This is a genomic window from Brachybacterium vulturis (assembly GCF_043641765.1).
Taxonomy (GTDB): domain Bacteria; phylum Actinomycetota; class Actinomycetes; order Actinomycetales; family Dermabacteraceae; genus Brachybacterium; species Brachybacterium vulturis_A.
In genome coordinates this window covers 128,122-141,360 of sequence record NZ_JBHZRO010000004.1, presented here as the reverse complement: position 1 = coordinate 141,360, position 13,239 = coordinate 128,122, and the positions used below count along the sequence as shown (strand labels likewise).

The 13,239-nt window shown below is 70.4% G+C and carries 14 protein-coding genes; 10 read left to right on the top strand and 4 right to left on the bottom strand.

The features are described 5' to 3' along the window. Positions 1-5: 5 nt before the first annotated feature. From ACHUEU_RS04505 to ACHUEU_RS04495, 3 genes are all read right to left on the bottom strand, one after another. A complete protein-coding gene (locus ACHUEU_RS04505) occupies positions 6-800 on the bottom strand; it encodes an ABC transporter permease (RefSeq protein ID WP_394214703.1) in 795 nt (264 codons plus the stop codon). Next, positions 797-1,720, bottom strand: coding sequence for an ABC transporter ATP-binding protein (locus tag ACHUEU_RS04500; RefSeq protein ID WP_394214702.1), 924 nt, complete (start codon positions 1,718-1,720; stop codon positions 797-799). Before ACHUEU_RS04500 ends, ACHUEU_RS04505 begins: the two co-directional genes overlap by 4 nt. 119 nt (positions 1,721-1,839) lie before the next feature. Next, positions 1,840-2,901: a glutathione S-transferase family protein gene (locus ACHUEU_RS04495; protein WP_394214701.1), complete on the bottom strand. Its 1,062-nt coding sequence runs from the start codon at positions 2,899-2,901 to the stop codon at positions 1,840-1,842. A gap of 225 nt (positions 2,902-3,126) precedes the next feature. Here ACHUEU_RS04495 and ACHUEU_RS04490 point away from each other — a divergent pair, with 225 nt between their 5' ends. The 6 genes from ACHUEU_RS04490 (at position 3,127) to ACHUEU_RS04465 (ending at position 8,209) form a co-directional block, all read left to right on the top strand. Next, positions 3,127-3,864, top strand: a complete 738-nt coding sequence (locus ACHUEU_RS04490; RefSeq protein ID WP_394214700.1) for a helix-turn-helix transcriptional regulator — start codon at positions 3,127-3,129, stop codon at positions 3,862-3,864. Then, on the top strand, positions 3,861-5,288 hold the full coding sequence (gene sufB, locus ACHUEU_RS04485) for a Fe-S cluster assembly protein SufB (RefSeq protein WP_394214699.1): 1,428 nt from the start codon (positions 3,861-3,863) through the stop codon (positions 5,286-5,288). Before ACHUEU_RS04490 ends, sufB begins: the two co-directional genes overlap by 4 nt. After that, positions 5,288-6,610 (top strand): Fe-S cluster assembly protein SufD, encoded by a 1,323-nt coding sequence (sufD, locus tag ACHUEU_RS04480; RefSeq protein ID WP_394214698.1) that lies wholly within the window; start codon positions 5,288-5,290, stop codon positions 6,608-6,610. The genes sufB and sufD overlap by 1 nt, the downstream gene beginning before the upstream one ends. Continuing rightward, positions 6,610-6,948, top strand: a complete 339-nt coding sequence (locus ACHUEU_RS04475; RefSeq protein WP_394214697.1) for a non-heme iron oxygenase ferredoxin subunit — start codon at positions 6,610-6,612, stop codon at positions 6,946-6,948. The genes sufD and ACHUEU_RS04475 overlap by 1 nt, the downstream gene beginning before the upstream one ends. A gap of 75 nt (positions 6,949-7,023) precedes the next feature. Further along, the gene (gene sufC / locus ACHUEU_RS04470; protein ID WP_394214696.1) at positions 7,024-7,779 is read left to right on the top strand and encodes a Fe-S cluster assembly ATPase SufC; all 756 of its coding nucleotides are present in this window, start codon (positions 7,024-7,026) and stop codon (positions 7,777-7,779) included. A gap of 97 nt (positions 7,780-7,876) precedes the next feature. Further along, positions 7,877-8,209 (top strand): metal-sulfur cluster assembly factor, encoded by a 333-nt coding sequence (locus ACHUEU_RS04465; RefSeq protein WP_394214695.1) that lies wholly within the window; start codon positions 7,877-7,879, stop codon positions 8,207-8,209. Positions 8,210-8,323: 114 nt separating this feature from the next. Here ACHUEU_RS04465 and ald read toward each other — a convergent pair whose 3' ends face one another. After that, on the bottom strand, positions 8,324-9,439 hold the full coding sequence (gene ald, locus ACHUEU_RS04460) for an alanine dehydrogenase (protein WP_394214694.1): 1,116 nt from the start codon (positions 9,437-9,439) through the stop codon (positions 8,324-8,326). A gap of 272 nt (positions 9,440-9,711) precedes the next feature. Here ald and ACHUEU_RS04455 point away from each other — a divergent pair, with 272 nt between their 5' ends. From ACHUEU_RS04455 to nusB, 4 genes are all read left to right on the top strand, one after another. Next, entirely contained in the window at positions 9,712-11,316 is a 1,605-nt protein-coding gene (locus ACHUEU_RS04455; RefSeq protein ID WP_394214693.1) for an ABC-F family ATP-binding cassette domain-containing protein, read from the top strand. Positions 11,317-11,416: 100 nt separating this feature from the next. Then, positions 11,417-12,034, top strand: coding sequence for a MarR family transcriptional regulator (locus ACHUEU_RS04450; RefSeq protein ID WP_394214692.1), 618 nt, complete (start codon positions 11,417-11,419; stop codon positions 12,032-12,034). A gap of 74 nt (positions 12,035-12,108) precedes the next feature. Further along, positions 12,109-12,669 (top strand): elongation factor P, encoded by a 561-nt coding sequence (gene efp, locus ACHUEU_RS04445; RefSeq protein ID WP_394214691.1) that lies wholly within the window; start codon positions 12,109-12,111, stop codon positions 12,667-12,669. Beyond that, on the top strand, positions 12,666-13,220 hold the full coding sequence (nusB, locus tag ACHUEU_RS04440; RefSeq protein WP_394214690.1) for a transcription antitermination factor NusB: 555 nt from the start codon (positions 12,666-12,668) through the stop codon (positions 13,218-13,220). The genes efp and nusB overlap by 4 nt, the downstream gene beginning before the upstream one ends. Positions 13,221-13,239 lie beyond the last annotated feature (19 nt).

Genomic DNA, 13,239 nt, shown 5'->3' with positions numbered 1-13,239 from the left:
GCGGCTCAGCTGTCCGTCCACCGGAACCAGCGCACCACGGCGAGGACGCCGGCGACGGCCCAGACGAGCAGCACCAGGGCGGAGCCGGGGGAGAAGGGGCCGGAGGCCAGGCAGGCCCGCAGCAGCTCTCCCAGGGCGCCCGAGGGCAGCAGATCCACCAGACCCGCCAGGATCCGCGGATAGGACGAGGTGGGGAAGGCGACGCCGCCGACGGCGACCAGCAGCACGAACACCAGGTTGGAGACCGCCAGCACCGCCTCGGTGCGCAGGGTGCCGGCGACCAGCAGGCCCAGCGCACCGAAGGCGACGGTCCCCGCCAGCCATACCGGGAGCGCGCCGAGGAGGCCCAGGAGGTCCGGGCGCCAGCCGATGAGCAGGGCGATCACGCCGAGGACGAGGACCTGGAGCACATGGGTGGCGAGGGTGGCCAGGATCTTGCCGGCAAGATATCCGCCGCGGCCGAGCGGCGTCGTCGCCACCCAGCGCAGCACGCCGTTGCGCCGATCGAAGCCGGTGATGATCGCCTGCGAGGTGAAGGAGGTGGAGATCAGCGCCGTGGCGAAGGTCGCCGCGACCGCGGTGTCGATCGCGGGGACGCCGTCGAGGCGCCCCAGCGGGAGCAGCCACAGTCCGATCAGCACCAGGGCCGGCAGGGCGATGGCGACGGTCAGCTGCTCCCCGTTGGACAGCAGGATCCGCGCCTCCAGGTTCGCGTGGGCGAGGATGCGACGCAGCGGCGCGGCGGGGCGCGGGGTGCGCTCGGCGTGGTCGGGGGAGGCGGGCTCGCGCAGGACGGTCATCGGGTCTCCTCCTCGGGGGCGACAGCCGCGGTGGTCCGGGCCGCGGGCGGTGCCGCCGTGTCCGTGCGGTCCGCATCCATCAGGTCCAGCAGCACGGTCTCGAGATCGGCCGCGCCGCCGGAGGTGACCTCCAGCCGAGCGCCGTGCCGGGCGGCGGTGGCGCGGAGATCGGCCTCGAGCGCGGGGACCGTCTCGGGGTCGACGCCCGCGGCGGTGGCCTGGACCACCACCGCACCGTCGGCCGAGCGATGCTCGCTGATCACCTCCTGGACGGAGCCCGAGGCGAGCACCCGGCCGCGGGAGATCACACGGACGGCATCGGCCAGCCCCACCACGTCGTCCATCAGATGGGTGGTGAGGACGACGGCGGTGCCGGTGCGCGCGAGCCCGCGGATCAGCTCCCGCACCCGTCGCCGGATCGAGGGATCCATCCCGGCGGTGGGCTCGTCGAGGAACACCAGATCGGGACGCCCGATGATCGCCAGGGCGAGCGCCAGGCGCTGGCGCTGGCCCCCCGAGAGGCGCCGCACCAGAGTGCGAGCGAAGTCGTCGATCCCCAGATGGGCGGCGACCTCGGCGACGTCCAGCGGCGCGGCGTGCAGGCTCGCGCCGTAGCGCAGCAGCTGCATCGTGGAGGCTCCGGAGGTGAGGCCGCCGTCCTGGACCATGACCCCCACCCGGGCCCGATGCTCCGGGCTCGAGCGCCACGGATCGGTGCCGAGCACCCGCACCGAGCCGTCATCGGGGCGCAGCAGACCGGTGGCGCAGGAGATGGCGGTGGTCTTGCCGGCGCCGTTGGGGCCCAGCAGCGCCGTGACGGCGCCGCGCTCGGCGGTCAGGCTCAGCCCGTCCAGCGCACGCACGGAGCCGTAGCTGAGCGTGAGGTCGTGGGCGACGAGGGCGGGGGAGTGGTCTTCCATGGCGCGCACCATCGTAGGCCGCGGGGTCCGGTGCGGGCACCAGCGGTGAGCCCCCGGTCACCCGCCCGCTCGGGCCTCTGTGACCGGGGCCCCCACCCGCGGGCCCCGCGACAGGCCCCTCAGCGGCCGGTCACGTGCAGCGGCGTGTGCGCCGGATCGACCACCTCGGCGGCGAGCGGCGGTTGCGGCGCGGTGCCCTCGGGGCCCCAGGTCGCGGTCTCGAAGCGGTCGCGGTCGTGGCGCTCCAGCAGCGGGCTCAGGTCCGGACCCAGCGGCACCACCTGCGTGGGGTTGATGTCCTCGTGCACGTAGTAGTAGTGGCGCTTGATCTGCTCGAAATCGACGGTGTCGCCGAATCCCGGGGTGGTGAACAGGTCCTTGGTGTAGTTCCACAGGTTCGGCATGCTCGCCAGCGGCTGCCGGTTCGCCTTGAAGTGTCCGTGGTAGACGGGGTCGAAACGGATCAGCGTGGGGAACAGTCGCACATCGGCCTCGGTGATCGTCGGCCCCATCAGGTAACGGCTGCGCCCCAGGCGCTCCTCGAGCTCGTCGAGGGCTGCCCACAGGGCACGGAACTCCGCCTCGTAGACCTGCTGCGAGCCGGCGAAGCCGACCTTGTACACGCCGTTGTTCACGGCGTGGAGCATCCACTTGTTCAGCGCGTCGATCTCCTCGCGCTGCGCGACGGGGTAGAGGTCCGGGGCGCCGGCGCGATGATGCGCGGTCCATTCGGTGGCGAAGTCGAGGGTGATCTGCTGGAAGTCGTTGGTGACGACGCCCTTGCCGGGCACGTCCACGACGGCGGGCACGGTGATGCCGCGCGGGTAGTCGGGGAAGCGAGCGAAGAACGCCTGCTGGAGGCGCTCGTAGCCGAGCACCGGGTCGACCCCGCCCTCGTCGAGATCGAAGGTCCAGGAGCGCTTGTCATGGGTGGGGCCGGGCATGCCCACGGAGAGGGCGTCCTCCAGCCCCAGCAGCCGGCGGGAGATCAGGGTGCGGTTGGCCCAGGGGCAGGCGCGGGCGGCGATCAGGCGGTAGCGGCCGGCCTCGACCGGCCAGCCGTCGCGGCCGTCGCGGGTGATGCGGTCGTCGATGTAGGACATGTCGCGGTCGAAGGACTTCCCCTTCACGACGTAGGAGCCGTGGGTGGACGTCTCCTGGGTGTTCTCCTGGGTGGTCATCAGACGGGTCCCTTCAGATCGGTGGCGCTCCGGGAGCGGCGCGGTGATGGCACCACGGTAGTTGAAACTGATCATAAATGGAAGTCCGCGCGTCGACGGCGGCCCCGAAGGGAGCGAATTGCCAGGTTAGGGCACCCTTGGTGCCGTGCCGCACAGCGGACGGGTCGTATTTGGCAAGCCTGATGTTGTAAAATGAAAGCTCACGCCGGACGAGAGGAGGCCACGGTGACCGCATCGGAGTCCGCGCCGAACGTCGCGCAGGGCACGCGCGACCGTCTCGTGCAGGACATCTCCACGTACGGCCCGATCACGGCTCGGCAGCTCGCCGAGCGCTTCGACCTCACCAGCGCCGCGGTGCGCCGCCATCTCGCGGCGCTCGAGGCCGACGGGATCATCGCCGAGCACGAGATGCCCGTCGGCCCCCGTGGCCGCGGTCGCCCCAGCAAGTCGTTCGTGCTCTCGCAGTCCGCGCACGAGAACCTGCCCGGCGGGTACGACGAGATGGCGGTGATGGCGGTGGACGAGCTCGCCCGGCTCGGCGGCGAGGAGGCGGTGACCGCCCTGGCGGAGCGCCGCATCGCCGACTGGGAGAGCGCCGTCGCCGAGAAGGTCGCGCAGCGGGAGGCGGCAGGAGAGACCGTCACGCCCGAGCGCAAGCTGGAGCTGCTCTCCGAACTGCTCACCGAACGGGGGTACGCCACCACGGTGCGTCCCCTGCACGTGACGCTGCCGGCCCGCGGTGCGCACTCCGGCGCTGCGGCGCGTACGCTCGTGACGGCCCAGCTGTGCCACGGGCACTGCCCTGTCCTCGACGTCGCGGCAGATCATCCAGAGCTGTGCGAGGCGGAGACCAGGGCCATCTCCCGACTCATCGGAGCGCCCGTCCAACGCCTCGCCACCCTGGCGCAGGGCGCCCATGCCTGCACGACACACATTCCACTCACAGAGGGAAGGACACCATGACGAGCGCACCAGAAAAGCTCTCGCAGGACGAGATCATCGATTCGATGGGCCAGTACGCCTTCGGTTGGCACGACGAGGACTCTGCCGGCGCCAATGCGCGCCGCGGGCTCTCCGAGGAGGTCGTGCGAGACATCTCGGCCCGCAAGAGCGAGCCCGAATGGATGCTGGAGCGGCGCCTGAAGGCGCTCAAGCTCTTCGACAAGAAGCCGATGCCCACCTGGGGACCGGACCTCTCGGGGATCGCCTTCGACGACATCAAGTACTTCGTCCGCTCCACCGAGAAGCAGGTCACTTCCTGGGAGGATCTGCCGGCGGACATCAAGGAGACGTACGACCGACTCGGCATCCCCGAGGCCGAGAAGCAGCGTCTCGTCGCCGGTGTCGCCGCGCAGTACGAGTCCGAGGTCGTCTACCACCAGATCCGCGAGGACCTGGAGGAGCAGGGCGTCATCTTCCTGGACACCGATACCGCGCTCAAGGAGCATCCGGAGCTGTTCAAGGAGTACTTCGGCACCGTCATCCCCTCGGGTGACAACAAGTTCTCCGCCCTGAACACGGCCGTGTGGTCCGGCGGCTCCTTCGTGTACGTCCCCAAGGGTGTCCACGTCGAGATCCCGCTGCAGGCCTACTTCCGGATCAACACGGAGAACATGGGCCAGTTCGAGCGCACGCTGATCATCGCCGACGAGGGCTCCTACGTGCACTACGTCGAGGGCTGCACCGCCCCGATCTACGACTCGGACTCGCTGCACAGCGCGGTCGTCGAGATCGTGGTGAAGAAGGACGCGCGCGTCCGCTACACGACGATCCAGAACTGGTCGAACAACGTGTACAACCTGGTCACCAAGCGCACCACCGTCGAGCAGGGCGGCGTCATGGAGTGGGTCGACGGCAACATCGGCTCCAAGGTCACCATGAAGTACCCGGCGGTCTGGCTGATGGGCGAGCACGCCCGCGGAGAGACTCTCTCGGTCGCCTTCGCCGGCGAGGGCCAGAACCAGGACACCGGCTCGAAGATGGTGCACATGGCACCGCACACCTCGAGCTCGATCGTCTCGAAGTCGGTCTCCCGCAGCGGCGGGCGCAGCTCCTACCGCGGCCTGGTCCAGGTGATGCCGGGCGCCGAGCACTCGGCCTCGACCGTGCTGTGCGATGCGCTGCTGGTGGACACCATCTCGCGCACCGACACCTACCCCTACGTCGACGTCCGCGTCGACGACGTCCAGATGGGCCACGAGGCCACCGTCTCCAAGGTCTCCGAGGAGCAGCTCTTCTACCTGATGAGCCGCGGCATGGAGGAGACCGAGGCGATGGCCATGATCGTGCGCGGGTTCATCGAGCCCATCGCGCGCGAGCTCCCCATGGAGTACGCCCTGGAGCTGAACCGCCTGATCGAGCTGCAGATGGAAGGAGCAGTCGGTTGATGACGACCACCGATGTGAAGGGCGCGGAGAGCGCCGGAGACCCCACGGCCAACGAGGCCGTCGGCCACGCGGCCGGTGCCGCGCCGGTCGCCGCCGGCACCGCCCTCGAGGGGGCGGACACCATCGCGGCGCCCGAGCTGGAGGAGGAGAACCTGACCCTGCCGGGGCAGGACGTCTCCGCCGCGCACGCCGCGGAGAACCGCGGAGCCCGCAAGCGCTCCTTCGAGGTCTCCGACCACGAGGTCCCCAAGAGCGATATCGAGGAGTGGCGCTTCACCCCGCTGCGCCGCTTCGCGGCCCTGTTCCGGGACGAGGCGACCGACGACCGCGAGGGCGACCCCGCGGTGGAGTACCGGGTCACGGTGCCCGAAGGGGCTCCCGAGGTCGCCGCCCTGGCGCCCGGACAGGCGCCGCGCGGCACCGTGCTGGTGCCCGAGGACCTCGCCACCGCGGTGGCCTCGGCCCGCAGCGAGCAGGCGCTGCACCTGGTCGCCGCCAAGAACGTCGCCTACGACGCGCCGTTCCGGGTGGACATGATCGGCCATGGCGCCGACCGACGGGCCAATGCGCACATCGTGCTCGAGGCGCAGGAGTCCTCCTCGGCGACGTTCATCCTCAATCACTCCGGCGCCGCGCAGTATGCGCAGAACGTCGAGATGATCGTCGGTGACAACGCACAGATGACCGTCATCACCCTGCACGACTGGGACGACGACGCCGTGCACATCGCCACCCACCACTCCCGCGTGGGTCGCGACTCCCGCCTCAAGCACGTCGCCGTCACCCTCGGCGGCAGCGCCGTGCGCCTGAACTCCATCGGCGAGTACGCGGCACCCGGCGGGGAGATCGAGAAGCTGGGCCTGTACTTCTCCGACGAGAACCAGTTCTTCGAGAACCGGCTGTTCGTGGACCACAGCGCGCCGCGCTGCGTCTCCAACGTCGCCTACAAGGGCGCGCTGCAGGGCAAGAACGCCCGCTCGGTGTGGGTCGGCGACGTGCTGATCCGCAAGGAGGCCGAGGGCACCAACACCTACGAGCTCAACCGCAACCTGGTGCTCACCGAGGGGGCGCGCGCCGACTCGGTGCCGAACCTCGAGATCGAGACCGGTGAGATCGAGGGTGCGGGCCACGCCGCGGCGACGGGTCGTTTCGACGACGAGCAGCTGTTCTACCTGCGTGCCCGCGGCATCCCCGAGATCGAGGCCCGTCGTCTGGTGGTGCGCGGCTTCTTCGCCGAGATCATCCAGCAGATCGACGTGCCGGAGATCCGCGAGCGCCTCTCGGCCTCCATCGAGGACGAGCTCGCACGGAGCATGAACTGATGTCGGACGCCTTCGTCCCCGTCGCCACCCTGGCGGACCTCGCTCCCGGCGAGGCCATCGATGTCGTCCTCGGCGACCTCGAGATCGCCGTGGTGCGCGATGAGGACGGCGGCGTCCACGCCCTCGAGGACATCTGCTCGCACGACGAGATCGCGCTGAGCGACGGCGACGTCGAGGGATGCACCATCGAATGCTGGAAGCACGGCAGCCAGTTCGACCTGGTCACAGGTCGCCCGCTGCAGCTGCCGGCCGTCCTCCCCGTACGGGTCTTCCCCGTGCGCATCGACGAGAGCAGCGGCACGATCCTGGTGGATCCGACCGCGGCTCCCGCCACCTGAACACTTCGGGCACCGCCTGCGGCGCCCATCCGTCCTCACGAATCCACCAGCACCACTGGCCAAGGAGAACCACCTATGTCGATTCTGGAGATCAAGAACCTCCACGCCACCGTCGAGACCCCCGAGGGCACGAAGGAGATCCTCAAGGGCGTCGACCTCACGATCAAGGCGGGCGAGACCCACGCGATCATGGGCCCCAACGGCTCCGGCAAGTCCACCCTCGCCTACGCGATCGCCGGCCATCCCAAGTACCAGATCACCGACGGCGAGGTCACCCTCGACGGTGAGGACGTGCTCGAGATGAGCGTCGACGAGCGCGCCCGCGCCGGACTGTTCCTCGCGATGCAGTACCCCGTCGAGGTCCCCGGCGTCACCGTCTCGAACTTCCTGCGCACCGCCAAGACCGCGGTCGACGGCGAGGCCCCCTCGCTGCGCACCTGGGTCAAGGACGTCAAGGGCGCCATGAACGACCTGAAGATGGATCCGGTCTTCGCCGAGCGCAATGTCAACGAGGGCTTCTCCGGCGGTGAGAAGAAGCGCCACGAGATCCTGCAGATGCAGCTGCTGCGGCCCGGCATCGCCGTTCTCGACGAGACCGACTCCGGTCTCGACGTCGACGCGCTGCGCGTGGTCTCCGAGGGCATCAACCGCGCCAAGGAGAACACCGAGGTGGGCATCATGCTGATCACCCACTACACCCGGGTCCTGCAGTACGTGAAGCCGGACTTCGTCCACGTCTTCGTGGGCGGCAGGATCGCCGAGCAGGGCGGTCCGGAGCTGGCCGAGCGCCTCGAGGCCGAGGGTTACGACCGGTTCCTCGTCGGCGCCTGAGCCCACCGACCGGCCCGGACCGGGAGGGATCCCGGAACGGGCCGGCACCCACCCCCGGGGAGCCGTCCCGCGGCCCCCATCCCATCGGGAGGATCCCATGACCGATCAGAAGACCCCGGATGCGACGGTGAGCTCCGATGACGTCATCGAGGCGATGAAGGACGTGATCGATCCCGAGCTCGGGATCAACGTCGTCGACCTCGGTCTCGTGTACGGCGTCACCATCGAGGACGGCAACGCCGTCGTCGACATGACGCTGACCTCCGCCGCGTGCCCGCTCACGGACGTGCTCGAGGAGCAGACCTTCGCCGTGCTCGACCCCATCACCGAGTCGCACCGCATCAACTGGGTGTGGATGCCGCCGTGGGGCATGGACAAGATCACCGAGGACGGACGCGAGCAGCTGCGCGCGATCGGCTTCAACCTCTGAGCCTCTGAGCCCCGCGCCGGCCGCCGTGGCCCCAGCGCAGGAATGTCCCGTGGTGACCGATGTGAGTGTTCACATCGGTCACCACGGGACATTTTCGTTCCCGGTGGTGCCGGGTCAGCCGATGACGGACTCCGCAGCGGTGACCTCGATGCCGTGCGCCTCCCCGGTGCCCGCGTGGGTGAGCCTGCCGTCGTGGGTGTGGAGGCCCTTCGCGAGTGCGCCGTCGTGACGCAGCGCCTCCTGCCAGCCGGAGCCCGCGAGCTTCAGGACGTAGGGCAGGGTCGCGTTGTTCAGCGCCGCTGTCGCCGTGACCGGTACCGAGCCGGGCATGTTGGCCACGCAGTAGTAGACGGTGTCGTGGACGCGGAACGTCGGGTCGTCATGCGTGGTGGGACGCGAGTGCTCGAAGCAGCCGCCCTGATCGATCGCGACATCCACCAGCACCGAGCCGGGCTTCATGCCCGCCACCATCTCGTCGGTCACCAGCTTCGGGGCCCGCTCGCCCGGGATCAGCACCGAGCCCACCACCACGTCGGCACGGCGGATCTCCTCGGCCAGGTCCAGCGCGGTGGAGTACCGGGTGAGGATGCCGCCATGGTGCATGGTGGCGATCTGGCCGAGGCGGGAGAGGTCCAGATCCATCACGGTGACGTTCGCATGCAGGCCGTGTGCCATCATCGCCGCCTGCTCGCCGACCACGCCGCCACCGATCACCAGCACGTTCGCCTCGGAGGTGCCGGGGACCCCGCCCATCAGCACCCCGGAACCGCCGAGCGGGGCCATCAGGTGATAGGCGCCGACCTGCGTAGCCAGCCGGCCCGCGATCGCGCTCATCGGGGCGAGCAGGGGGAGTGAGCGGTCGGGCTGCTGCACCGTCTCGTATGCGATGGCGGTGGCGCCGGAGGCCAGCAGCGCTTCGGTGAGCTCCTGGTCCGCTGCGAGATGAAGGTAGGTGAACAGGATCAGATCCCGGCGCAGCCGTCCGTACTCCTGCGGGAGCGGCTCCTTCACCTTGATGACCAGGTCGGCGCGGGCCCAGACCTCGTCCGCCGAGTCGAGGACCGTCGCCCCCGCCGCCCGGTAGTCCTCGTCGCTCACGCCGGAGCCGATCCCGGCTCCGGTCTCGACCACCACGTCGTGGCGCCGCGCGACGAGCTCGTGGACGCCTGCGGCGCCGAGCCCGACCCGGCTCTCGTTGTTCTTGACCTCCCGGGGTACCCCGATCCGCATGCCGTGCCTCTCCGCTGTGACTGCCGGCCCGGAACCGGGCCGCTGGGTCCAGCATGTCACCCGGTGGACCCGCGCAGATGCTGCGACGCGAGCCGCCCCGATCCGGATTCCGGGGCGGACCCGCTGTGGTGCGCGGCACCGTCGGCGGGTATTCGCAGGCCCTGCGGGCCGTGCGGCCCTAGACTCGATCCGGCCCCGCGCGGGGCACGGCCCCGGCGACCGGGCGGCCCGCGCCCGGTCCCGCCATTCTCGTCCGAACAGGAGCCAGCCCCGTGATCACCGTGCACGACCTCGCCATCCGAGTCGGCGCCCGGCTCCTGATGAGCGATCTCTCCTTCCAGATCACCGCCGGGGACCGGGTGGGGCTGGTGGGGCGCAACGGCGCCGGCAAGACCACCCTGACCAAGGTGCTCTCGGGGACCCTGGACCCCTCCGAGGGCAGCGTCGAGGTCACCGGGGAGCTGGGCTACCTGCCGCAGGACACCCACAGCGGGGAGGACACCGAGCCGGTCCTGGCCCGCATCCTCTCCGCCCGCGGCCTCGACGGGATCTTCAAGAAGCTGCGCCGCGCCGAGCAGGAGATGGGGGACATGAGCCTCACGGAGGCGCGTCGGGAGAAGGCGATGAACCGCTACCCGCGGATCGAGGCGGAGCTCGACGCGGCCGGTGGCTACGCGGCCGAGGCCGAGGCCAAGCGGATGTCCGCGAATCTGGGTCTGCCCAACCGCCTGCTCGAGCAGGAGCTGGGCACGCTCTCCGGCGGCCAGCGGCGCCGCGTGGAGCTCGCGCGGATCCTGTTCTCCCAGGCCGCCACCATGATCCTGGACGAGCCCACCAACCACCTCGACCACGACTCGATCGTCTGGCTGCGCGAGTACCTGATGGGCTACCGCGGCGGACTGATCATCATCAGCCACGACGTGGAGCTCGTCGAGCACGTCGTCAACAAGGTGTTCTACCTCGACGCGAACCGCGCCTCGATCGACATCTACAACATGGGCTGGAAGCTGTACCAGCGCCAGCGCGAGGACGACGAGAAGCGCCGCCGGCGCGAGCGCACCAACGCCGAGAAGAAGGCGACCCAGCTCACCGCGCAGGCCGAGAAGATGCGTGCCAAGGCCACCAAGGCGGTCGCCGCCCAGAACATGCTCAAGCGGGCCGAGCGGATGCTCGACGGCGTCGAGGGGGAGCGCCAGCAGGACCGCGTCGCCTCGCTGCGCTTCCCCAAGCCCGCCCCCTGCGGGAAGACCCCGCTGATGGCCGAGGACCTCTCGAAGTCCTACGGCAGCCTGGAGATCTTCACCGGGGTGGATCTGGCGATCGACCGCGGCTCGAAGGTGGTCATCCTGGGGTTGAACGGTGCCGGCAAGACGACGCTGCTGCGGATCCTCGCCGGCGTGGACGAGTCGGACACCGGCGGCCTGCTGCCCGGGCACGGGCTGCGGGTGGGCTACTACGCGCAGGAGCACGAGACCCTCGATCTCGACCGCACGGTGCTGGAGAACATGATGACGGCGGCCTACGAGCTGCCGGAGGTCGAGGCCCGCAAGATCCTCGGCTCCTTCCTGTTCACCGGGGACGACGTCCACAAGCCCACCCGCGTGCTCTCCGGCGGCGAGAAGACCCGCCTGGCCCTGGCCACCCTGGTGGTCTCGAGCGCTAACGTGCTGCTGCTGGACGAGCCGACGAACAACCTCGACCCCGCCAGCCGCGAGGAGATCCTCGGCGCCCTCGCCGCCTTCGAGGGGGCCGTGGTGCTGGTCTCCCACGACCCGGGCGCCGTCGCCTCGCTGAACCCCGAGCGCGTGCTGATGATGCCCGACGCGGTCGAGGACCTCTGGAACGCCGAGTACCAGGAGCTCATCGAGCTCGCCTGAGCCCGACCCCGCGCCACCGACGCACCACCCACCGCGCACAGATCAGCGTATGCACGCTGTATCGTCAGCAACACCTGACAGTCTCTGTGAAAGGCGGCGCATGTTCGTCCTCTCCCTCTCCGGCAGGCCCGGCCACGGCCGCACCGCCGGCGATCCGGTCCCGGCGCTGCTCGAGGCGCTGGCGGACCTCGAGCTGCCGCTGCCTCCCGAGCGCACCGCCGGCCCCGAGGCGCTGGTGCTGGCCGCTCGTGCGGAGGAGGCGCTGGAGGCCCTGCTCCGGGCCGCAGAGGTCGGCTCCCTGGCCGTCGGCCTCGGTGTGGGCGCCGTGCAGCGACCGCTGCCCGCCTCGGTGCGCGAGATCGCCGGCCCCGCGATGGCGGCCGCCGAGGAGGCCCTCCGCACCGCCGGCACCACGTCCCAGGTGCCGCTCGCGGTCCGCGCGGCCGACGCCCGCCACCGGGACACCGCCGCCGACGTGGAGTCAGTGCTGCGTCTGGTGGGCTGGATGATCCGGGCCCGCAGCCGCGGACAGTGGGAGGCGGTCCGAGCGCTGCGCCACGACCCCGGCGCGACCCAGGCCCAGCTCGCCGCGCGCCTCGGCGTCACCCAGCAGACGGTCTCCCGCGCGGTCAAGACCAGCGGATGGCGGGAGGAGAGCGCCGCCCACCCGCTCGCCGTGCGCCTGCTGAGCATGATCGACCTCACGTCCGCCCGCTGAGCTCCGCGCAGACCGGGGATGCCGGGCTCCTGGGCGCTATCCTGGGTCCGCCACGACGACAACCGAGGAGACCCATGGCGACGACGAACGATCTGAAGAACGGGATGGTCCTGGTGCTGGACCAGCAGCTCTGGAGCGTGGTCGAGTTCCAGCACGTCAAGCCCGGCAAGGGACCGGCCTTCGTGCGCACCAAGCTGAAGAACGTCCTGTCCGGCAAGGGCGTGGACAAGACGTTCAACGCCGGCCTCAAGGTGGAGACCGCCACCGTCGACCGCCGCGACATGCAGTTCTCCTACCTCGACACGGACATGTACGTGTTCATGGACACCTCGAACTGGGAGCAGACCAGCCTCACCACCGAGATCGTCGGCGACGCCAAGGACTTCATGGTCGAGGGCCAGGACGTGGTGGTCGCCTTCCACGAGGGCCAGGCGCTGTTCGTCGAGCTGCCCACCTCCGTGGCGCTGACGATCGAGTTCACCGAGCCGGGGCTGCAGGGTGACCGCTCCAGCGGCGGCACCAAGCCCGCCCGTCTGGAGACCGGCCTCGAGATCCAGGTCCCGCTGTTCCTGAGCGAGGGCGACCAGGTCAAGGTCGACACCCGCAGCGGCGACTACCTCGAGCGCGTCAAATGAGCTCAGGTCCTCCCGCCGGGCAGGCCGGCGGCCCCGGGGACCGTCCCGCCCCCCGGGCCACCGGCCTGCCCCATCCCACCCGCGAGGGTGCGGAGGTGGAGTTCGAGCGCACCGTGCCCGCACCCGCGGACCGTCTCCACGGACGCTCCCGGGACCGGATCCGAGCGATCGACGTGCTGTTCGAGGCCGACGCCAAGCAGGCCGATGTGCTCGACGTGCTCGGCCAGCGCCGGCAGCGCACCGCCGCCCAGACGCCGCTGCCGCAGCGCGCCCGCGAACTGGTCGAGCTCTACGCCCCGCACGCCGCCGACATCGACGAGGACCTGGCCACGCACTCGCGCGACTGGCCGCTGCACCGCATGCCGGCGGTCGACCGCGCGATCCTGCGCCTGGGCTGCGCCGAGGTGCTGTACGGCGAGGACGCGGCGGGACGCGGCGCGATCCTCGGCGAGTACACGAAGATCGCCGAGGTGCTCTCCACCGACGATTCCCCGCGCTTCGTCAACGGGCTGCTGCAGCGGCTCGCCGAGGTCCGCGGCCTGCTCTCCTGAGCAGGGCCGTGTCCGAGGG

What these genes read in the sequence shown, in the direction of transcription:
- ACHUEU_RS04505 (WP_394214703.1), bottom strand. Translation starts at nt 800, where the DNA reads ATGACCGTCCTGCGCGAGCCCGCCTCCCCCGACCACGCCGAGCGCACC.
- ACHUEU_RS04500 (WP_394214702.1), bottom strand. Translation starts at nt 1,720, where the DNA reads ATGGAAGACCACTCCCCCGCCCTCGTCGCCCACGACCTCACGCTCAGC.
- ACHUEU_RS04495 (WP_394214701.1), bottom strand. Translation starts at nt 2,901, where the DNA reads ATGACCACCCAGGAGAACACCCAGGAGACGTCCACCCACGGCTCCTAC.
- sufB (WP_394214699.1), top strand. Translation starts at nt 3,861, where the DNA reads ATGACGAGCGCACCAGAAAAGCTCTCGCAGGACGAGATCATCGATTCG.
- sufD (WP_394214698.1), top strand. Translation starts at nt 5,288, where the DNA reads ATGACGACCACCGATGTGAAGGGCGCGGAGAGCGCCGGAGACCCCACG.
- ACHUEU_RS04475 (WP_394214697.1), top strand. Translation starts at nt 6,610, where the DNA reads ATGTCGGACGCCTTCGTCCCCGTCGCCACCCTGGCGGACCTCGCTCCC.
- sufC (WP_394214696.1), top strand. Translation starts at nt 7,024, where the DNA reads ATGTCGATTCTGGAGATCAAGAACCTCCACGCCACCGTCGAGACCCCC.
- ACHUEU_RS04465 (WP_394214695.1), top strand. Translation starts at nt 7,877, where the DNA reads ATGACCGATCAGAAGACCCCGGATGCGACGGTGAGCTCCGATGACGTC.
- ald (WP_394214694.1), bottom strand. Translation starts at nt 9,439, where the DNA reads ATGCGGATCGGGGTACCCCGGGAGGTCAAGAACAACGAGAGCCGGGTC.
- ACHUEU_RS04450 (WP_394214692.1), top strand. Translation starts at nt 11,417, where the DNA reads ATGTTCGTCCTCTCCCTCTCCGGCAGGCCCGGCCACGGCCGCACCGCC.
- efp (WP_394214691.1), top strand. Translation starts at nt 12,109, where the DNA reads ATGGCGACGACGAACGATCTGAAGAACGGGATGGTCCTGGTGCTGGAC.
- nusB (WP_394214690.1), top strand. Translation starts at nt 12,666, where the DNA reads ATGAGCTCAGGTCCTCCCGCCGGGCAGGCCGGCGGCCCCGGGGACCGT.